This is a genomic window from Paraburkholderia oxyphila NBRC 105797, assembly GCF_000685075.1.
GTDB classification, from domain to species: Bacteria; Pseudomonadota; Gammaproteobacteria; order Burkholderiales; family Burkholderiaceae; genus Paraburkholderia; species Paraburkholderia oxyphila.
The window spans coordinates 166820-184802 of the sequence record NZ_BAYD01000006.1 but is presented as its reverse complement, the minus strand read 5'-3'; the positions used below and the strand labels follow the sequence as shown (position 1 = coordinate 184802).

The 17983-nt window shown below is 64.6% G+C and carries 22 protein-coding genes, 2 tRNA genes and 1 pseudogene; 11 read left to right on the top strand and 14 right to left on the bottom strand.

Going from position 1 to position 17983, the window contains the following annotated elements:
* Positions 1-123: 123 nt before the first annotated feature.
* Positions 124-1149, top strand: coding sequence for a tRNA dihydrouridine(20/20a) synthase DusA (gene dusA / locus BO1_RS49865; protein WP_084687780.1), 1026 nt, complete (start codon positions 124-126; stop codon positions 1147-1149).
* A gap of 97 nt (positions 1150-1246) precedes the next feature.
* A tRNA-His gene (locus tag BO1_RS05905) sits at positions 1247-1322 on the top strand.
* A gap of 340 nt (positions 1323-1662) precedes the next feature.
* On the opposite strand, the gene BO1_RS05900 is transcribed toward BO1_RS05905, so the two are convergent.
* From BO1_RS05900 to BO1_RS60960, 4 genes and pseudogenes are all read right to left on the bottom strand, one after another.
* Complete coding sequence (locus BO1_RS05900; protein WP_028216761.1) at positions 1663-2325, bottom strand: SOS response-associated peptidase; 663 nt, start codon at positions 2323-2325, stop codon at positions 1663-1665.
* A 301-nt stretch (positions 2326-2626) separates the two neighbouring features.
* Positions 2627-2851, bottom strand: coding sequence for a hypothetical protein (locus BO1_RS05895; RefSeq protein WP_028216760.1), 225 nt, complete (start codon positions 2849-2851; stop codon positions 2627-2629).
* A gap of 314 nt (positions 2852-3165) precedes the next feature.
* Positions 3166-3447 (bottom strand): helix-turn-helix domain-containing protein, encoded by a 282-nt coding sequence (locus BO1_RS05885; protein WP_028216759.1) that lies wholly within the window; start codon positions 3445-3447, stop codon positions 3166-3168.
* A 3-nt stretch (positions 3448-3450) separates the two neighbouring features.
* A pseudogene (locus BO1_RS60960) lies at positions 3451-3549 on the bottom strand (type II toxin-antitoxin system RelE/ParE family toxin); the annotation flags it as partial.
* 600 nt (positions 3550-4149) lie between these two features.
* Between BO1_RS60960 and BO1_RS56215 the strand changes: the two are divergent.
* Positions 4150-4644: a DUF805 domain-containing protein gene (locus BO1_RS56215; protein ID WP_084687779.1), complete on the top strand. Its 495-nt coding sequence runs from the start codon at positions 4150-4152 to the stop codon at positions 4642-4644.
* A gap of 59 nt (positions 4645-4703) precedes the next feature.
* On the opposite strand, the gene BO1_RS05870 is transcribed toward BO1_RS56215, so the two are convergent.
* From BO1_RS05870 to ssuD, 5 genes are all read right to left on the bottom strand, one after another.
* On the bottom strand, positions 4704-4952 hold the full coding sequence (locus BO1_RS05870) for a DUF6566 family protein (RefSeq protein WP_028216758.1): 249 nt from the start codon (positions 4950-4952) through the stop codon (positions 4704-4706).
* Positions 4953-5061: 109 nt separating this feature from the next.
* Complete coding sequence (locus tag BO1_RS05865; RefSeq protein ID WP_028216757.1) at positions 5062-5277, bottom strand: TOBE domain-containing protein; 216 nt, start codon at positions 5275-5277, stop codon at positions 5062-5064.
* Between the two features lie 60 nt (positions 5278-5337).
* Positions 5338-6330 carry an ATP-binding cassette domain-containing protein gene (locus BO1_RS05860; protein ID WP_028216756.1) on the bottom strand — a complete coding sequence of 331 codons (993 nt, stop codon included), beginning with the start codon at positions 6328-6330 and terminating at the stop codon, positions 5338-5340.
* Positions 6327-7184 carry an aliphatic sulfonate ABC transporter permease SsuC gene (ssuC, locus tag BO1_RS05855; protein WP_028216755.1) on the bottom strand — a complete coding sequence of 286 codons (858 nt, stop codon included), beginning with the start codon at positions 7182-7184 and terminating at the stop codon, positions 6327-6329. The genes BO1_RS05860 and ssuC overlap by 4 nt, the downstream gene beginning before the upstream one ends.
* A 94-nt stretch (positions 7185-7278) precedes the next feature.
* Positions 7279-8436 (bottom strand): FMNH2-dependent alkanesulfonate monooxygenase, encoded by a 1158-nt coding sequence (ssuD, locus tag BO1_RS05850; protein WP_028216754.1) that lies wholly within the window; start codon positions 8434-8436, stop codon positions 7279-7281.
* 371 nt (positions 8437-8807) lie between these two features.
* On the opposite strand from ssuD, the gene BO1_RS05845 reads away from it, so the two are divergent.
* On the top strand, positions 8808-9233 hold the full coding sequence (locus BO1_RS05845) for a hypothetical protein (RefSeq protein WP_028216753.1): 426 nt from the start codon (positions 8808-8810) through the stop codon (positions 9231-9233).
* Positions 9234-9292: 59 nt separating this feature from the next.
* Here BO1_RS05845 and BO1_RS05840 read toward each other — a convergent pair whose 3' ends face one another.
* The 3 genes from BO1_RS05840 to BO1_RS05830 all read right to left on the bottom strand — a co-directional run bounded on the left by BO1_RS05840 (position 9293) and on the right by BO1_RS05830 (position 11659).
* A complete protein-coding gene (locus BO1_RS05840; protein ID WP_028216752.1) occupies positions 9293-10450 on the bottom strand; it encodes an enoyl-CoA hydratase/isomerase family protein in 1158 nt (385 codons plus the stop codon).
* A 103-nt stretch (positions 10451-10553) separates the two neighbouring features.
* On the bottom strand, positions 10554-11315 hold the full coding sequence (locus BO1_RS49855; protein WP_052409367.1) for a TetR/AcrR family transcriptional regulator: 762 nt from the start codon (positions 11313-11315) through the stop codon (positions 10554-10556).
* A gap of 59 nt (positions 11316-11374) precedes the next feature.
* The gene (locus tag BO1_RS05830) at positions 11375-11659 is read right to left on the bottom strand and encodes a DUF1488 family protein (protein ID WP_028216751.1); all 285 of its coding nucleotides are present in this window, start codon (positions 11657-11659) and stop codon (positions 11375-11377) included.
* Positions 11660-11898: 239 nt separating this feature from the next.
* Between BO1_RS05830 and BO1_RS05825 the strand changes: the two genes are divergently transcribed.
* A complete protein-coding gene (locus tag BO1_RS05825; RefSeq protein ID WP_028216750.1) occupies positions 11899-12111 on the top strand; it encodes a hypothetical protein in 213 nt (70 codons plus the stop codon).
* A gap of 45 nt (positions 12112-12156) precedes the next feature.
* Here BO1_RS05825 and BO1_RS05820 read toward each other — a convergent pair whose 3' ends face one another.
* The gene (locus tag BO1_RS05820) at positions 12157-12495 is read right to left on the bottom strand and encodes a DMT family transporter (protein WP_028216749.1); all 339 of its coding nucleotides are present in this window, start codon (positions 12493-12495) and stop codon (positions 12157-12159) included.
* Positions 12496-12499: 4 nt separating this feature from the next.
* Positions 12500-12997: a heme-degrading domain-containing protein gene (locus tag BO1_RS05815; RefSeq protein WP_028216748.1), complete on the bottom strand. Its 498-nt coding sequence runs from the start codon at positions 12995-12997 to the stop codon at positions 12500-12502.
* A 226-nt stretch (positions 12998-13223) separates the two neighbouring features.
* Here BO1_RS05815 and BO1_RS05810 point away from each other — a divergent pair.
* From BO1_RS05810 to BO1_RS05785, 6 genes are all read left to right on the top strand, one after another.
* Positions 13224-13300, top strand: a tRNA-Met gene (locus tag BO1_RS05810).
* A 210-nt stretch (positions 13301-13510) separates the two neighbouring features.
* Positions 13511-14056, top strand: coding sequence for an NUDIX hydrolase (locus BO1_RS05805; protein WP_028216747.1), 546 nt, complete (start codon positions 13511-13513; stop codon positions 14054-14056).
* A 13-nt stretch (positions 14057-14069) separates the two neighbouring features.
* Positions 14070-14834, top strand: a complete 765-nt coding sequence (gene aat, locus BO1_RS05800; RefSeq protein ID WP_028216746.1) for a leucyl/phenylalanyl-tRNA--protein transferase — start codon at positions 14070-14072, stop codon at positions 14832-14834.
* Positions 14835-15015: 181 nt separating this feature from the next.
* Positions 15016-15783, top strand: a complete 768-nt coding sequence (locus BO1_RS49850; protein ID WP_043283882.1) for an arginyltransferase — start codon at positions 15016-15018, stop codon at positions 15781-15783.
* 142 nt (positions 15784-15925) lie between these two features.
* A complete protein-coding gene (locus BO1_RS05790) occupies positions 15926-16960 on the top strand; it encodes a quinone-dependent dihydroorotate dehydrogenase (protein WP_028216745.1) in 1035 nt (344 codons plus the stop codon).
* A gap of 126 nt (positions 16961-17086) precedes the next feature.
* Complete coding sequence (locus BO1_RS05785; RefSeq protein ID WP_028216744.1) at positions 17087-17884, top strand: cystine ABC transporter substrate-binding protein; 798 nt, start codon at positions 17087-17089, stop codon at positions 17882-17884.
* The last annotated feature ends 99 nt before the right edge of the window (positions 17885-17983 follow it).

Genomic DNA, 17983 nt, shown 5'->3' with positions numbered 1-17983 from the left:
CGTATCGCAGTGCGCCCTCACCCGCATTGCCGCAGTGCAAAATCGCAGAGAACGGTCGTGGCCGCTTGCGATAAAATAGAAGGTTGATCCACGCTTGCCGCGCCTCTCGCGCACCGATTTGCCATGTCCGCCAACCGTATCGCCAGTCCCCGCCGCGTGTCCGTCGCACCCATGATGGACTGGACCGATCGCCACTGTCGCTCGCTGCACCGCTTCATCTCCCGGCACACGTGGCTGTATACGGAGATGGTGACGACGGGCGCCCTGCTCCACGGCGACGTGCCGCGCCATCTCGCGTTCACGCCCGGCGAAGCGCCCGTCGCGCTGCAGCTCGGCGGCAGCGAACCGGCCGATCTCGCCCGCTCGGCCAAGCTCGGCGAGCAATGGGGCTATGACGAGATCAACCTGAATTGCGGCTGCCCGTCCGAGCGCGTCCAGCGCGGCGCGTTCGGCGCCTGCCTGATGAACGAACCGCAGCTCGTGGCCGATTGCGTGAAGGCGATGCGCGACGCGGTTTCCGTGCCGGTGACAGTCAAGCACCGTATCGGCGTGGATGCGGTCGAGGACTACGCGTTCGTGCGCGATTTCGTCGGCACCATCGCGGATGCGGGTTGCACGGTTTTCATCGTGCACGCGCGCAATGCCATCCTGAAGGGCCTGAGCCCGAAGGAAAATCGCGAGATCCCGCCGCTCAAGTACGACTACGCGTACCGGCTCAAGCGCGATTTCCCAAAGCTCGAGATCATCATCAACGGCGGCATCAAGACGCTCGACGAAGTGGCTGAGCACCTCGAGCACGTCGACGGCGTGATGCTCGGGCGTGAGGCTTACCACAACCCCTACGTGCTGGCCGACGTCGATGCGCGTTTCTACGGCTCGAGTGAAGCGGCGCTCACGCGCGACGAGGTCGAAGCGAGGCTGGTGGACTATTGCGCGAGCGAAATCGCGCGCGGCACTTACCTGGGCGCGATCACGCGTCATGCCCTGGGGCTGTATCGCGGCGAAGCCGGTGCACGCGGCTGGCGGCGCGTGCTGTCGGACAACCGCAAGCTCGCCAAGGGCGATCTCGCGATCTTCGCAGAAGCGCGCGCGCATCTGCGCGGCCCCATGGAGGCGCCGGCGGAGCTTTCTTCTGAAATATTTGAATAAAGGGGCTAGGCAAGCCCGATCTGTCGTGTATATAATCTTGCTTCTTGATTGACGCCGCTCACAAAGCAGCGACAACAAGAAGATAGTTGGAACAGTGGTGGCTGTAGCTCAGTTGGTAGAGTCCAGGATTGTGATTCCTGTTGTCGTGGGTTCGAGTCCCATCAGCCACCCCAAAGAATTCCCCGGTAGCTCAAGCAGTTAGAGAAAGGCACTGTGATTTGCACAGTGCCTTTTTTGCTTTCAAGTCCAAAAGAATCCGATCTGGGAATCTCCTTGCTCATGCGTGTACAGGTTAATAGCCTGGACATGCTTCGAATCGCCGTCTCTCCACCGGCAAATACACAAGGCTTCCAGCGCGGAAGCTTTTTGCTTGGGTGATTCGCTTGCCCACTCCCTGAAGCTCTAGCGCGTCATTTCCGTTCAGCGACGCCGCGCAAAGTCTGCCCGAAAATGAAAAGGGCCCGCCTGGTTTAGCGAGCTTTCGAGCATGGCAAGCGGCCAATCTCGCACGCGCTACGCACCGACGTCTTTGTCTTTCGCCGCGCGCGGCGGCGCTGGAAACGCCTCCGCATGCATCTTGTTTGCCGGAAAGAGATTCAAGAACGAGCGCGCCTCGTCCATCGACCTGCTGGCGAGCCAACCTTCATATTCCTCGGCAGGCAGGATCACGACCGAGCGCTTCTCATCGTCAGGCTTGTGGAAGCGACTCATGAGCGGATGCTCAGCCGAGTTGACCGTCAACATAGTGAACGAATAGGCGAGCCCATCAGCCTCGTTCCACTCGCGCCATAGCCCGGCTATCGCAAACGGAGAGCCGTCGGCCATGCCGATGCGCCAACGTACGGCTTTCCCGGTCTCATAGCTGAATTCGTAGAACGCATCGGCCGGGATCAAACAAAGCTGTAGCCCTTTCCAGGCGCCGCTGAAGTTTCGTTTCTCGCCGACCGTCTCCGCACGCGCATTCATGGTGTCGAAGTCTCTCACTCCCTTGGGAATGTGCTTCTTCGGCCTCATTCCGAACGTCGCCACGTCTACCCGCACGGCGCCATCGACGCGCCGGATGATCGGCGCTGGATAGTCCTTGTAGACCTCGTCGCGCCACGGGCTGTCGGGCGGCTCGACGCCGAAGTGCTTGAAGAGCTGATCGCGGCGTGCGGCGGCGTAATTCGTGCACATGGGCGACTCCCGGTGGCGAGCCACCATCATAGCCAAGTCAGCGTCAGCCCTGACAGCACTGTGTATTCGCACCGGCTCTGAGGTTCAAATGGCGCCAGTTTCCCAGTGGAAGCGAGAGCGCTGGAGCGAGGACGAGCGCCGCCTGGAGGTCACATCCGATCCTCATCATCGTACGAATAAGAAAAGGCCCGCCTGAATGGCGAGCCCTTCTGTTCAAACGTTCACTATCCTCAGCTTCGTCGAGCCATTCGCGAGGCCCATCCTGGCGAGACGGCCGGCGAAACTCAGAAGCGTGATCGCGCTACAACTGAGCGGCTGAAGTAATAGGTCCCGTAGAACCCTTCAATGCGTCGTAAAGTTCCGATAGGGGCAAATCACCAATCTCGCTTCGGATGTACGTGGTAAATGCGCGATCGTAGAGCGCGCGCCCCTCTGCGGTTCCCATCGTCATATCGAAGCCCTCCAGTACCAGCTCGGCGACTTCATCGGCCTCGATAAGAACGTGCTCAGCCTTTTTCCTGTCCATGTTCGCTCCTTACTGCAGCATGAGCATGAATTTTAGGGTATTCGCGTGCGTATTGAAAAGAAAGTAACCGCCCTCCCGCAATCCGGAACCGAACCACAGGCAGCCCACAACGACCATCACTTGCAGACAACCGGTCTGAATTCAGTACTCCAGATCGACAAACGATGACTCGGCTCCATCTGATTGAGGTGCAGCACCCACAATTTCCAGCGCGTCATAAACGGTCGGCCCAATTGCGGCGTCGCGCAACCGGGGCAGACATCGCCGCACCGGTGCCCGCCGATTCTGCCTGAAACCGTCTCGCGGCAGTCCAACTACTTGGCGGCTTCCAGCCGCACCACGACTCGGCTTCCCGTCGCTTCGGCATAACGGGCCAGCGTGCGCAGCGACGGCATCGTGCGGCCGCTCTCCATGCGCGCGATGGTCGATTGGGTCGTCTGCATCCTCTCGGCCACCTGTTCCTGCGTCAATCCAGCGCGTACACGAGCGGCGATGCGTTCGCGCGCGACGGCAAACTCCGGCGCCTGCACCTCGTACTCGGCCAGGGTGGCAGGGTCGGCCAGCAAGCGCTTCTTCAAGGTTGCAAGGTCGGTCATCGTTCAATCTTCCTTCGTCCGGGGGTAGGCCGTTTCGATGGCGTGGCGCGGGGTCTTCTGCGTCTTCTTCACGAACACGTGCAGCACGACCAGACGCTGTCCGGGCCGTGTGACTTATATCGCCCGCGCGGTGCCATCCCACCCGGTCATGCGGATTTCCCAAAGCTTACCCTCCAGCAGACGCACTTGGATCATCCCTACGCACTACGGGCCGAACTCGACCCGCATCTCCGCGATGTGCAGAAAACGCGCGCATATCTGGCCGCTTCACCAGGAATTCGGCTTCGGCCTCAGGCATCGATATTCAAAATAACTCTTCGATTAAATTTAATACAGAAAATTGAACGTAGACTTCAAATGGATCCAATATCTGATAGCGCGCAACCCTTAATCTATCACCCAACACCACCCGTATATGGCGCATCCTTTCAAATTACCTTCACACCTGAAGACAAGCAGGCAACTCTTTGTCCCTCACGGATAAGACCATGAGAAACTTCTGTCGGCCCCAGAAAATCAAGCCTGGCAACCCTCTTTGCCTGGAACGAGCAAGCGCGGGGATCCGATCAACAAACCGACTCTCAATCCAAACACTGGCAGACTGCGCCTCCCCCTCTTTCCGGGTATCACGACATCTCTTGTCTGCGTCAAACTCGCTTCCGAATACGCAAATTATCCATTACGAATAAATAATGCGGCGTCATGTCAAGCAAACTAGAAAATTGGCGCGACCAGACTACGAAACGCCTTTCCCCCTTGCGTAAAATCTCCTCCCACAACGCAATAATCCCTAAACCCCGCTCGACGACGGAAAAATCGATAACCATGGAAAAATGGCTTGAACGACGCTTCACGCTCGCCGGCCGCGCCACGCGCCGCGAATATGCCATCACGATGGCCGTGTTTGTTTTCTTCATTGCCGCGCTCAACGCTTTCATGCCCGAAGGCGGGCTCGGCGATACGCTCCCGGCCGCGATTCTCGGTATCGTGATCGTCTGCGTGGCGTTCTGGATTCCCATTGCCGCCATGGTGCGCCGGCTGCACGATATCGGCGTGAGCGGCTGGTGGTGGTGGCTGATTGCGCTCATGCCGCTTGGCCAGCTCGGCATGGTCCTGCTGCTATTCGTCGGCCCCGATAAATTCAACCAGACGCGCCATTATCCGGACCCGCGTAAAAGCGGTGCGAATCTCGCCTGATTTTCGCGTGGCGCAATGCCTGCGACGCCATCGCTATCACCCGATCGCTCGATGACCCCTCATTGCGGTTGCGCGGCGCCGCTGTCGATCCATGCGCGGGCCGCTTCGAAGCCCGCCTCGGCGGCGCCGTGCTCGGTCGACCAGAGGCGATCGATATGGACCAGTTGCCAGTCCGCTATCACCGCGCCAGCCTTGAGCACGCGAAAGTGTGCCTTCACGCCCGTGAGCACCTGCTCGACGGCGACCTCGATGTCGTAGTCCTTGTAGCGCTCTTCATAGTCGCCCATGTCGATGCCTTTCGGCTCCATGATCGTCTCTCCGTCGCGGCTTGCCGGTCCATGCTAGCACTTCCACGCCGTGTGCCGGGGGCCGGGCGCCGCCCCCCACACGAAACCGCCCACGGCCACTCGCGACCGCTCACAAGCGCGCGATCGACACCTCCGTCGACTTCACGAGCGCGACGACTTCCGAGCCAACCTTCAGTTCGAGTTCGTCGATCGAGCGCGTCGTGATCACCGACGTGACCACGCCGAACGGCGTGTCGACGTCGACTTCCGATACCACCGGCCCGCGGATGATCTCCCTGACCTTGCCGCGGAACTGGTTGCGCACATTGATGGCGGAAATGCTCATTGAAATAGCTCCCAAAATGGATAAACAAAAATCACGCAATACAAGGGGTTCAGAACGCGTTCAGAGCGCCCAGCGCACATCGGCTGGACGCAGCCCATAAGGCGTCTCCTGCGCGCACGGCGCATGCGCGTTCGCGGGCGTGTCGCTGCCCAGCACGCGCTGCAGCACGCGCTCTTCGAGCGCGGCAAAGCGTGCGTCGGCGCGGGCGCGCGGGCGCTCTAGCGGCACGCGCTGGTCGAGCGCGATGCGGCCCTGCTCCACCAGCAGGATGCGGTCGCCCAGCGCGACGGCCTCATGCACGTCGTGGGTGACCAGCAGCGCCGTAAAGCGATGCTCGCGCCAGAGACGCTCGATCAGTGCATGCATTTCGATGCGGGTGAGCGCGTCGAGCGCGCCGAGCGGCTCGTCGAGCAGCAACAGGCTCGGCCGGTGCACGAGCGCCCGCGCGAGCGCCACGCGCTGGCGCTGGCCGCCCGAGAGCCGGGCCGGCCACTCGTCGGCGCGCGCGAGCAGCCCCACTTCGTCGAGCACGGCGCGCGCGTCCTCGCGTGCGCCGCGGCCGAGCCCCAGCATCACGTTCTGGAGCACCGTCTTCCAGGGCAAAAGCCGCGCGTCCTGAAACATCATGCGCGTCTCTAGCGGCGCCCCGCGCTCGTCGCGCCGCGTCAGCTCGCCGGCATCGGGCGCTTCGAGCCCGGCGACGAGCCGCAGCAGCGTGGATTTCCCGCAGCCGCTGCGCCCGACGATCGCCACGAAGCTGCCGCGCTCGATCGAGAGGTCGAAGCCGTCGAGCACGACGCGCTCGCCGTAGCGCTTGCCCACGCCGCGCAGCTCGACAGCGGAGTCGTATGCGCGGGCATCGCTGCGCGCCGTCGCCGGTGTTACCTTTGCCGCCGCGCCTTGCCCGTCATGCCCGGCCTGTGCGCGCCGCGTGCCGCGCGTCCCGTCGGCTTCATGCGCCTCGCGTTCCTGAATGCGCGGCAATTCGACCTCGGCTTCGAGATCGCGGCCCGCGACGCCGCCGAAATGGGCGGCCAACGTGCTTGCGTTCATGCATCGCTCCCTTGTTGATACGCGGGGTGCCAGCGCAGCGCGGCGCGCTCGATCCCCTTGGCGAGCCAGTCGGCGAGCTTGCCGAGCGCGGCATAGAGCAAAATGCCGACCACCACCACATCGGTCTGCAGAAACTCGCGCGCGTTCATCGTCATGTAGCCGATGCCCGACTGCGCGGAAATCGTTTCCGCTACGATCAGCGTCACCCACATCAGCCCGAGCGCGAAGCGCACGCCCACGAGAATCGACGGCAGCGCCCCCGGCAGGATCACTTCGCGATAGAGCGCGAAGCCCTTGAGCCCGTAGCTGCGCGCCATCTCGATGAGGTTCGTGTCCACCGAGCGAATGCCGTGAAACGTATTCACATACACCGGGAAAAACACGCCGAGCGCGACGAGAAACACCTTTGCCTCCTCTTCGATGCCGAACCAGAGGATCACGAGCGGGATCATCGCGAGCGCGGGAATGTTGCGGATCATCTGGATGGTCGAATCGAGCGCGGTCTCGACGGGCTTGAACAGACCCGTGGCCAGTCCGAGCGCGAGGCCGATGCCGCCGCCGATCGCGAAGCCCGAGATCGCGCGCCACGTGCTCACGCGCACGTCCTGCAGCATCTCGCCCGACTCGATGAGCGACCATGCAGCCTTCACGACTGCGAGCGGCTCCGGCAGCACGCGCGTGGAAAGCACGCCGCTTCGCGCGGCCAGTTCCCACGCGGCCAGGATCGCGAGCGGCACGAGCCAGGGCGCGACGCGCAGGAAGGCCTTGCGTCCGTAGAAAGAGAATGGCCTGCCGCTACGCGGGGCGATGCCCGTGCCGGCAGTACCGGCGGCAGTCACAGCGGATTGAGTCATCGGTGTGCTCTCCTCACCACCTGGTGCCGGGCGAGCGCTGAGCGCGTTCGCTATGCTTGCTCTCGCCGGCCGGTTGAATCCAATTGATTGCGTGTCAGCTCTGGCTGACCTTCGGCAGATACTGATTGCCGACCACTTCGCCGAACGGCCCGGAGACCGGACCGCCAGCCGTCTTCGCCTGGCGCCCCGGCAGCAGCGGAAACACCAGTTCGGCGAAACGGTAGGATTCCTCAAGATGAGGGTAACCAGAAAGAATGAAGGTCTCGATACCGAGCTGCGCGTACTCCTTCATGCGCTCGGCCACCTGCTGCGGATTGCCGACGAGCGCCGTGCCCGCGCCGCCGCGCACGAGGCCCACGCCCGCCCACACGTTCGGGTACACCTCCAGTTCCTTGCGTGTGCCGCGCTTGCCGCCGTGCAGCGCGGCCATGCGGCGCTGGCCCTCCGAATCCATCTTGCCGAACGCGGCCTGCGCACGCGCAATGGTGTCGTCGTCGAGACGGCTGATGAGGCGCTCGGCCGCGGCCCACGCTTCCTCTTCGGTCTCGCGCACGATCACATGCATGCGAATGCCGAAGCGGATCTTGCGGCCGTGCCGCTCGGCCCGCGCGCGGATATCGGCGATCTTCTTCGCGACGGCCTCGGGCGGCTCGCCCCACGTCAAATAGGTATCGATGTGCGCGCCCGCCATCTCGTGCGCGGCCGGTGACGAGCCGCCGAACCACAGCGGCGGGTGCGGATCCTGCACCGGCGGATAGAGCACCTTGCCGCCCTTCGAGCTCAAATGCTTGCCCTCGAAATCGATCGCCTCGTTCGTGTGCGAGGCGGCGAGCAACTTGCGCCAGATATGCAGGAACTCGTCGGTGATTTCGTAGCGCGTATCGTGGTCGACGAACACGCCATCGCCTTCGAGCTCGGCGGCGTCGCCGCCCGTCACGACGTTGATGAGCAGGCGTCCATTCGAAAGGCGGTCGAAAGTCGCGGCCATGCGTGCCGACAGTCCCGGCGACGAGAGGCCCGGACGAATCGCGACGAGGAACTTCAGGCGCCGCGTCGCGGCGATCAGGCTCGATGCCACGACCCATGCGTCTTCGCACGAACGGCCCGTCGGCAGCAGGACGCCTTCGTAACCGAGCGTATCGGCCGCGACGGCCACCTGCTGGAAGTACGCGAGGTCAGCGGCGCGCGCGCCTTCGGCCGTGCCCAGATAGCGGCTGTCACCATGGGTCGGGATGAACCAGAACACATTCATGTGTTGCTCCTGCTTTTGTTCGAGACGTAAGACGAAAAATTCGGGACGCGGCGCCGGCAACACGCGAGGCGCGACGCACAGGCCATCGCCCATGCGATTGCAAGGACCGGGAGAGCGGCAAGGCCGGCGCCATGACGGCGGCGCCGTCTTCATGGGGATTCAGTCTAGGGATGGCACTAAGCGTTTAGAACGATTTTTTTGAGCTTAGGTTTTCCACTTTCGTGCTTTACGCGACGCTTTAGCATACGCAGGGGCAATCACGGGCGCGGCGCGCCGATATAATGGCGCACACATCGACAATAATCCGGCCGGCCGCGCTTTCACGCCTTTGCGGGCATGCGCGCTCCGCGCCACGCAACCCTCGCGCCCTCATGCAAAAACTAATTTTGCCGTTCGTCTCCGGCTTTCTGGCCTCGCTGTTCTTTCGCGAGGCCACGCTCGCGCTCCTTCACGCAGCGCAAGTGATCGACGCCGCCGGCTTCTCCACCGAGCCGTTCGCGCCGGTCGGCCTGCCCGAATTCCTCGTCAACGCGATCTGGAGCGCCCTGTGGGCCATCCCGATGACATGGCTGCTGCGCATTTCGCCGTCGCGCCCCGCGCCGTGGGTGCAGGCGTTCGTGTTCGGCGGCATCGTGCTCACGGCCGCCATGCTGTTCGTGATCGATCCGCTGCGCGGCATCTGGCCGAGCGGCAACATGCTGCCGCGCGTGGCCATGGGCTTCGCGTCGAATGCGGTCTGGGGCTGGGGCGCGCTCGTGTTCATGCGCGCCTTCATGAGCGAAACCGAAGAAGACTGAGCCGGTCCGCATGCGCGGTGCAAGGTGTGTACCGCGCAATACCTCACCCAATCGCGACGCTAGTCCGGCAACGCCCGCAGCGGATGCTCCGTCATGTCCCACGGGCTCTTGAACATCGCCTCGACGTCGGCGGGCGACACATCCTCGATACACGCGAAGCGCCAGTGCGGATCATTGTCCTTATCGATGATGCGCGCGCGTATGCCTTCCATCACGTCCCCCTGTGCAACGCTCGAGCGCGTGAGATCGAGATCGCGGCGCAGCACGCTGGCCATCGAGCCCTCCGCAAGCGTCACGACCTCGAGCGAGACCGCCATCGACAACGGCGAGCGCTCGCGCAACACGCCGATGATCTGCTCGGCCCAATCGCGTTGCGCATCCGGGGCGTCGCGCTCCACGCTCTCCAGCGACGCGAGAATCGACGCCACCGAAGGACGCGAAAAATGCAGATCGATCCATGCGCGCGCAACGGCCAGTGCGGGGCGTTGCGCGCCGCGCTGCACGTCGTCGCTGGCGGCGGCCACCTGACGAATGCGCTCCACAACCTCCGCGCCCGAAACAAACGATTCGCTCAGCAGTGCGTCGAGCAGCGCGGGCCGCGTGGACTCGGCGATGAACACATCGGCGAGTCCTGCGTATAGCGCGCTATCGGCATCGATCGTGTCTCCGGTCACGGCGAGATAGCGCCCGAGCGCCCCCGGCGTGCGCGCCAGGAACCAGCCCATACCGACATCGGGAAAGAGACCGATGCGCGTCTCGGGCATCGCCATGCGCGTCGAGCTGCTCACCACGCGCAGGCCGCCCGTGCGATGCGCGCCCTGCGAAATCCCCATGCCGCCGCCCATCACGACGCCACCCATCAGCGCGATATAGGGCTTCGGATAGCTGAAGATCGCGTGGTTCAGGCGGTACTCCTCGGTAAAGAACGTATCGATTGCCGCCTGATCGCCGGCACGGTACGACTCATAGAGAAAGCGGATGTCACCCCCCGCGCAAAACGCACGCGGATGACGCGTGTGCACGACCACGGCGAGCACTTCGGGATCGTTGCGCCAGTCGTCGAGCGCGGCCTGCATCGCGCGGATCATCGCCGTGGACAGCGCATTGAGTGCCTGCGGGCGATCGAGCTCGATGAAGCCGATGCGGTTCTTGACCTGCGTGAGCACGTACTGCCCGGCTTCGGCGGCAAAGGCGCTTGCGTTGGCTTCCTGTGACATGGCAATCGATCGGGATGAAAGCACTATGAAAAGGTGCGTCCGGCGCCAGCGCGCACCATGCTCGCACAACGACACGCACCACGAAACGCGCCCAACGAGGCTATCACGACGAGCCCTCCTGCGTTTGCTTTGCCACATGCGCGGGCGGCGGTGTGTCGTGCCGCGCTTGCGCACGCTCATGCGCCTCCATGGGTGCGCCCAGCCAGCCGTCGAGCGCCGCGTCGACGATCGGCGCCAGCGACGCCTCCCGCGCAAACGCCGGCCCAATCAACGAAAAAGCCACCACGCCATGCAGCATCGCCCATAGCGCGCGGGCGAGCAGCGCGGATTCGCCCGGTACGCCTTGACGCAACAGCCCCGCCGCCGCGAGCGCGTCGGTGAATAGCGCCACGACGCGACCGGCTTCCTCGCATGACAACACATCGTCCTGTGTCGCAGGCGCCAGAGACGCGTCGGTTTCCCGCCTGGCCGCACGCCCCACGGCTTGCGTCCCTGATCGGCCGCCCTCACCCGCCTCCGCGTACATGAGCCGGTATGCCTGCCGATGCGCGCATGCGAACGCGACATAGCCATGTGCAAGCGCATGCAGCCGCTCCCGTGGGTCGCCAATCGCCCCCAGCGGCTCGAGGTGCGCAAGCAGTTGCGCAAAACCCTCGCGTCCGAGCGCGCGGGCGATCGCGTCGCGGCTTTCGAAATACAAATAGAGCGCAGCGGGCGAATAGCCAATCGCAACGGCTAGCTTGCGCATCGAAAGCGCATGAAGCCCGTCCCGCGTCACGATGCGGCGCGCGGCATCGAGTATGCGCGCGCGTAGTGCCTCGCGAAGCGCGTCGGCGCTGCGGTCGTTGGGTTCGGTGATGCTCATGGACGCGATTCTCGAACCGGCGCGGCGAAAAGTCGAGGCGCCGGGCGCGCGCAGCGTCGTCAGGAACGCTGAGTGCCCGGCGGGAAGTGGCCGCTCTTGAGCAGGACCGGGGTGCCGTTGCTGAGCTCGAGATGCGCGCGCGCCACGGCTTCGATGCGCGTGCGCCCCGCGTCGAACGCCTGCATCCACGCCTCGCGTTCGGCGCACAGCGCGCCGAAATGATCTTCGAGCGCCTCGACGGAGATCGCGCAGGGCACGCGCGCGCCGTCCACCAGCGCGGGAAACACGACCGTGAGATTCGAATCGTGCCAGGACGGCGCCTCGGTAGGGAAACGAATATCCATGTTCAACCCCGTACGAAATTCCGCAGATGAAATCCGGCGCCGGCGGACGGCGGGATCGCGCTCCATGTTACCCGCTGCGCTTCCCGGGCGGGCCGATAGCTGGCATCGGAGAAAACGTGATGGGTGGACGTGTGGGCACGGAAGCTGCAACACTGACGCCTGTGCGGCGCGAGCCGAATACGCGCCACGTACCCCTTTCATTATTGCAAGCCCGCTTTGCGCGGGACCACGGGAGAACGATGGAATCGAACCTGAGAGGCCAATACTTCGAAGCAAACCACGAAATACCCGAGCCGCAGGCCGCGACCCTCTGGTTCACCTATGCACAGGAAAACGGCATCGACGTCGCGCGCGCGATCAGCCTGTGGGAAGACGCGGCCACGCCCGAAGGCGGACGAAGCCGCGAAACCATCGCGGGCTGCGGCATCCGCATCGTGCCGCCCGAGCGCTGACGCCGGGACTGCCTCGGCCTCGAGCGGACGGCATCGGCAGAGGCCTCAATGCGCCTGCATCTTCGAAAACAGATTCAGGACGATCACGCCCGCCACGATGAGCCCGAGACCGAGCACGGCGGGCAGATCGGGCACCTGCTTGTAGAGGACCATCGCGACGAGCGTGATGAGCACGATACCCACGCCGGACCAGACGGCATAGACGACGCCCACGGGCAGATTCTTGAGCGTGAGCGAAAGGCAGTAGAACGCGACGCCGTAACCCACGACGACCACTGCCGAAGGCACGAGCCGCGAAAAACCTTCCGAGGCGCGCAGCGCGGAGGTGGCGACGACTTCCGCGACGATGGCGATGATGAGGAAGAGCCATGCAGATGTGCGCATCGCGTCAGGCCTTTGCGAGCGCGAGCTGGCTATAGTCGGAATCGAGATGGGCGCACAGCGCTTCGACCACGAGCTCGTGATCGCGGCGTTGCGGCAGACCCGAAACGGTAATCGAGCCGATCACGCCCGCGCTCGCGACGGTCAGCGGAAACGCGCCGCCATGCGTGGCGAAATCGGCGACAGGCAGGCCATTTTTGTCGGCGAGCGTGGCGCCCGACTGCTGCATGCGCAAGCCGATCGCGTACGAGCTGCGGCGAAAGTGCTCGACCACGCGCGACTTGCGGCGCGCCCACTCGACGTTCTCGGGCGTGGTGCCGGCGAGCGCACAGAAGAACAGCGGCTGGCCGAACGTGCGCACGTCGATGACGATCGCGTGCGAGCGCGCGACGGCCAGCTCGCGCAGCAGCGTGCCGAGTTGCCAGGCGCGATCGGCGTCGAAACGGGGGAACACCAGCGCATGTTCTTGCGCGGCTATCGATTGCAGATCGAGGGCGATGTCCATGGAGGGTTGAAGAGGCAGAGTCAGGGGCAAGGAAGAAACGACCCGGCGGCACGCGATGCCCGCCGCGGCGACCGAGCCCCGATTCTAGCCTGGCGCCCCGTGCGGACGCCCCGGACGCAGCCTTGCCGGCGCGCTGCGCAATGCTTCTGCAATCGACCAGAAGGCTATTCGTTAATTCCTGTTGCGCTGCCGCAGGATTTACCCTATAATTCTTTTCTCTGACGGACGCGGGGTGGAGCAGTCTGGCAGCTCGTCGGGCTCATAACCCGAAGGTCGCAGGTTCAAATCCTGCCCCCGCAACCACGTATCCAGGCAGTTGAAGTTCGGTCAGCGCAATCAAGGGTTACAACGCATCGGCGTGTAACCCTTTTTTGTTTTCCGGCGTCGGAAAACCCTGCGAGGGACAGTACGGCACACGACGGCCCCGCAGTCCCTATACCGGGGATTTGTGCCGGTTCACGTCACCCCGCCCTGCGGTGATACACTCGCATCACCCATCCCCCTATCGTGCCCATGAAATTCTGCTCGACTTGCGGTCAGGCGGTCAGCCTGCTCGTCCCGCCCGGCGACAATCGCGAACGCTTCGTCTGCTCGCACTGCGGCACCATCCACTACCAGAATCCGCGCAACGTGGTCGGCACCGTTCCCGTCTGGGAAGACAAGGTGCTGCTGTGCCGCCGCGCGATCGAGCCGCGCTACGGCTACTGGACGCTGCCCGCGGGCTTCATGGAGATGGGCGAGACGACTTCGGAAGCCGCCGCGCGCGAGACGCTCGAGGAAGCCGGCGCGCGCGTCGAGGTGCAGAACCTCTTTTCGCTGCTGAACGTGCCGCGCGTGCATCAGGTGCATCTGTTCTATCTCGCGCGTCTGCTCGACCTCGATATCGAAGCCGGCGAAGAGAGCCTCGAAGTGCGCCTGTTCGAGGAGCACGAAATTCCGTGGGACGACATCGCCTTCCCTACCGTCGGCCAAACCCTGCGCTGCTTCTTCGCCGACCGCCAGTCGGGTAGCTACGGCCTGCACACGGGCGACGTGCTGCGCTCCCTGCGCGACGGCTGATCCGCTTCCGGCGATGGTGCCCTGGCTTTCGCCCGACGCCCCGTTCCCGCCCGTCGAGCGCGCCCTTGGCGCGTCGAGCGGCGCGCCGGGCCTGCTTGCCGCAAGCGCCGACCTGCTGCCCTCGCGCCTCGTCGACGCCTATCGGCACGGCATTTTTCCGTGGTATTCGGACGGCCAGCCCGTGCTCTGGTGGAGCCCCGATCCGCGCATGATCCTGCGTCCCGACGAGTTCAAGGTCTCGCCCTCGCTCAGGAAGACGCTCAAGCGCGTCCTGCGCGACCCCGCCTGGGAAATCCGCGTCGACAACGATTTCGCCGCCGTGATGCGCGCCTGTGCGAACGCGCCGCGCCACGGCCAGCGCGGCACCTGGATCACCGCCGACGTGATCGACGCCTATTCGTCCCTGCATCGCATCGGCGACGCGCACAGCATCGAAACCTGGCTCGACGGCCAGCGCGTGGGTGGGCTCTACGGCGTCTCGATCGGCAAGATGTTTTTTGGCGAGTCGATGTTCGCCTCCGTCACCGACGCCTCGAAGATCGCGCTCGCCGCGCTCGTCGCGCATCTGCGCCGCAACGGCGTCGAGCTGATCGACTGCCAGCAGAACACCGCGCATCTGGCCTCGCTCGGCGGGCGCGAGATCGCGCGCAAGGCGTTCATCGCGCATGTGCGCGCGACCGTGGGCGCGCAGGCGCTCGGCTGGCGCTTCGACAAGCAGGTGCTCGCCGACTGGATTGGCCAGGGCCACGCCGACAACAGCCCCGTCCCGACGCTCTGAACCGCCCCGGCGCCAGATTGCGGCCACTGTGGCGCCCGTCGCGGCACCCGTTGCGCGACGCGCAATTCGGTAGATACGCGCCTGGCGTCGATGTTAGTATGCAAGGAGAAAACGTCGCATCCGCCAAATCCGCCATGGGCGGCGCTGCGCGACGATCCGAACTGCTACGAGAGCTGCCAACGTGACGCATCCAAACGAGCTGCCGCTTTCACCGCTTTCCGCGCTGCAATTCTATGCAACGGCGCCCTATCCCTGCAGCTATCTGGAGGGGCGCATCGCGCGCTCGCAAGTGGCGACGCCCAGCCATCTCATCAACTCCGACGTCTACACCGATCTCGTGAAGGCGGGCTTTCGCCGCTCGGGCGTCTTCACCTACCGCCCCTATTGCGACGGCTGCCGCGCCTGCGTGCCGGTGCGCGTGCCGGTCGAGCGCTTCACGCCGAACCGCACCCAGCGCCGCGCCTGGAAGCATCACGGCCCGCTCGTGGCGACGGTCGCGCCGCTCCATTACGACGAAGCGCATTACGCGCTCTATATGCGCTACCAGTCGGCGCGGCACGCGGGCGGCGGCATGGACCGCGACAGCCGCGACCAGTACGAACAGTTCCTGCTGCAAAGCCGGATCAACTCGCGGCTCGTGGAATTTCGCGAGCCCGATCCGCAGCGTCCCGACGAGCCCGGCACGCTGCGCATGGTGAGCATGATCGACATCCTCGGCGACGGGCTGTCCTCGGTCTACACGTTCTTCGAACCCGACACGCCGCACACGAGCTACGGCACCTACAACATCCTCTGGCAGATCGAACAGGCGCGCAGTCTGCAACTGCCTTACGTCTATCTCGGCTACTGGATACGCGAAAGCCCGAAAATGGCCTACAAGGCGCGTTTTCAGCCGCTCGAAGGCTTGTTCGATGGCGTCTGGCGCGCCCTCGCCGACTCCGAAAGCTAGTCCGGCCCCCCCCTTGGCCGCGGCCCCACAAGCAGGGCCACGGCGCCCTTGCCCTGCGCGCGCCCCTGGCGCCCCGCCTGTGCCGCGAACTTTGTCGCTAAAATAGCGGGTTCTCATTTTCCGGCGCCCGCGCCTTTTCCCCGTGTTCAGTACCCTTTATCCGCTCGTCCGCGACCGGCTCTTTCGCATGGACGCCGAAGACGCCCACCACCTCTCCCTGCGCATGATCGGCGCCGCGGGCCGCACGGGCATGGCGGGCCTGTTCGCGCCGCGCGTGCCCGACTCGCCGCGCACCGTCATGGGCCTCACGTTCCGCAATCCGGTGGGCCTCGCCGCGGGCCTCGACAAGGAAGGCGCGGCCATCGACGGATTCGCCGCGCTGGGCTTCGGCTTCATCGAAGTGGGCACGGTCACGCCGCGTCCGCAGCCGGGCAACCCGCGGCCGCGCATTTTCCGCCTGCCCGAGGCCGGCGGCATCATCAACCGGATGGGGTTCAACAACCAGGGCGTCGAGCAGTTCGTGAAGAACGTGCAGGCCGCGCGCTACCGCGGCATCCTCGGCCTGAACATCGGCAAGAACGCCGACACGCCGATCGAGCGCGCCGCCGACGATTATCTGTTCTGCCTCGAGCGCGTCTATCCGTTCGCGAGCTACGTGACGATCAACATCTCCTCGCCGAACACGAAGAACCTGCGCCAGCTGCAAGGCGGGGGCGAGCTCGACGCCCTGCTCGCCGCGCTCAAGGACAAGCAGCAGCGTCTCGCCGACCTGCACGGCAAGCTCGTGCCGCTGGCGCTCAAGATCGCGCCGGACCTCGACGACGAGCAGATCAAGGAGATCGCCGACACGCTCCTGCGCCACAAGATCGAAGGCGTGATCGCGACCAATACGACGCTTTCGCGCGCCGCGGTCGAGGGTCTGCCCAACGCGAACGAAACCGGCGGCCTCTCGGGCCGCCCGGTGTTCGACGCCTCGAACGAGGTGATCCGCAAGCTGCGCGCCGAACTCGGCGAGCAGGTGCCGATCATCGGCGTGGGCGGCATCTTCTCGGGCGAAGACGCGCGCGCGAAGATCGCCGCGGGCGCCTCGCTCGTGCAGGTCTACACCGGCTTCATCTACCGCGGCCCCGCGCTCGTTGCGGAATGTGCGCGGGCGCTGGCCTCGGGCCGCGCGTGAAGCTATAGTTTCAGGCCATGTGCGGCGCATCGCAGACGCCGCCTGCTCTGATGCAGGCAGGCTCGGGACACACCCCAGGGGCATCCCGGGCTTGCCGCAAAACCGCAGCAATACAAGAGGAAAACAATGAAAGTCGCCTTGCTGAAAAAACTCCTTGCGCTCGCACTCGTGGGCGCATCGTTCGTTGCAGCGAGCGCCCACGCCGAAGACCTGCTCGACCAGGCGAAGGCGCGCGGCACCCTGCGCATCGGTCTCGAAGGCACGTTCCCGCCGTTCAATTCGAAGGCGCCCAACGGCGATCTGGTGGGCTACGACGTCGACATCGCAAAGGCCGTGGCGGCGAAGATGGGCCTGAAGCCCGAATTCGTCACGACCGAATGGAGCGGCATCATCGCCGGTCTGCAGGCGGGCAAGTTCGACGTGATCGTCAACCAGGTGGGCGTCACCGACCAGCGCAAGGCCGTGCTCGACTTCTCGCCGGCTTACACGTACTCGGCCGCGCAGCTCATCCAGCGCAAGGACGACACGCGCCAGTTCAAGTCGCTCGAGGACCTGAAGGGCAAGAAGCTCGGCGTGGGTCTGGGCACCAACTACATGGACATGGCGAAGTCGGTGCCGGGCATCGACGTGAAGACCTATCCCGGTGCGCCTGAATACCTGCGCGACCTCGCGGCCGGGCGTCTGGACGCGGCGCTCAACGACCGCCTGATGCTCGCCTACCTGCTGAAGAACTCGCAGCTGCCGCTGCGCACGGGCTCGATCGTCGGCGACGGCAACCCGTCGGCGATTCCGTTCAAGAAGGGTAATCCCAAGTTCGCCAAGGCGATCGACGACGCCATGACGCAACTCGAAGCCGACGGCACCTTCACGAAGATCTCGGACAAGTGGTTCGGCATCGACGTGACCAGGCCGATCACGAAGTAACGATGCAGCTCACACTGGCCACTCCCGTGCAAATTGCGCTGGCGCATCTCGCGCTGACGCATCGCGCGCAGCGCATCGGGGCGGCCACGTGACATAACA

Excerpts from the sequence above, each read along its gene's own strand:
- dusA (WP_084687780.1), top strand. The coding sequence starts at position 124 with ATGTCCGCCAACCGTATCGCCAGTCCCCGCCGCGTGTCCGTCGCACCC.
- BO1_RS05900 (WP_028216761.1), bottom strand. The coding sequence starts at position 2,325 with ATGTGCACGAATTACGCCGCCGCACGCCGCGATCAGCTCTTCAAGCAC.
- BO1_RS05895 (WP_028216760.1), bottom strand. The coding sequence starts at position 2,851 with ATGGACAGGAAAAAGGCTGAGCACGTTCTTATCGAGGCCGATGAAGTC.
- BO1_RS05885 (WP_028216759.1), bottom strand. The coding sequence starts at position 3,447 with ATGACCGACCTTGCAACCTTGAAGAAGCGCTTGCTGGCCGACCCTGCC.
- BO1_RS56215 (WP_084687779.1), top strand. The coding sequence starts at position 4,150 with ATGTCAAGCAAACTAGAAAATTGGCGCGACCAGACTACGAAACGCCTT.
- BO1_RS05870 (WP_028216758.1), bottom strand. The coding sequence starts at position 4,952 with ATGGAGCCGAAAGGCATCGACATGGGCGACTATGAAGAGCGCTACAAG.
- BO1_RS05865 (WP_028216757.1), bottom strand. The coding sequence starts at position 5,277 with ATGAGCATTTCCGCCATCAATGTGCGCAACCAGTTCCGCGGCAAGGTC.
- BO1_RS05860 (WP_028216756.1), bottom strand. The coding sequence starts at position 6,330 with ATGAACGCAAGCACGTTGGCCGCCCATTTCGGCGGCGTCGCGGGCCGC.
- ssuC (WP_028216755.1), bottom strand. The coding sequence starts at position 7,184 with ATGACTCAATCCGCTGTGACTGCCGCCGGTACTGCCGGCACGGGCATC.
- ssuD (WP_028216754.1), bottom strand. The coding sequence starts at position 8,436 with ATGAATGTGTTCTGGTTCATCCCGACCCATGGTGACAGCCGCTATCTG.
- BO1_RS05845 (WP_028216753.1), top strand. The coding sequence starts at position 8,808 with ATGCAAAAACTAATTTTGCCGTTCGTCTCCGGCTTTCTGGCCTCGCTG.
- BO1_RS05840 (WP_028216752.1), bottom strand. The coding sequence starts at position 10,450 with ATGTCACAGGAAGCCAACGCAAGCGCCTTTGCCGCCGAAGCCGGGCAG.
- BO1_RS49855 (WP_052409367.1), bottom strand. The coding sequence starts at position 11,315 with ATGAGCATCACCGAACCCAACGACCGCAGCGCCGACGCGCTTCGCGAG.
- BO1_RS05830 (WP_028216751.1), bottom strand. The coding sequence starts at position 11,659 with ATGGATATTCGTTTCCCTACCGAGGCGCCGTCCTGGCACGATTCGAAT.
- BO1_RS05825 (WP_028216750.1), top strand. The coding sequence starts at position 11,899 with ATGGAATCGAACCTGAGAGGCCAATACTTCGAAGCAAACCACGAAATA.
- BO1_RS05820 (WP_028216749.1), bottom strand. The coding sequence starts at position 12,495 with ATGCGCACATCTGCATGGCTCTTCCTCATCATCGCCATCGTCGCGGAA.
- BO1_RS05815 (WP_028216748.1), bottom strand. The coding sequence starts at position 12,997 with ATGGACATCGCCCTCGATCTGCAATCGATAGCCGCGCAAGAACATGCG.
- BO1_RS05805 (WP_028216747.1), top strand. The coding sequence starts at position 13,511 with ATGAAATTCTGCTCGACTTGCGGTCAGGCGGTCAGCCTGCTCGTCCCG.
- aat (WP_028216746.1), top strand. The coding sequence starts at position 14,070 with ATGGTGCCCTGGCTTTCGCCCGACGCCCCGTTCCCGCCCGTCGAGCGC.
- BO1_RS05785 (WP_028216744.1), top strand. The coding sequence starts at position 17,087 with ATGAAAGTCGCCTTGCTGAAAAAACTCCTTGCGCTCGCACTCGTGGGC.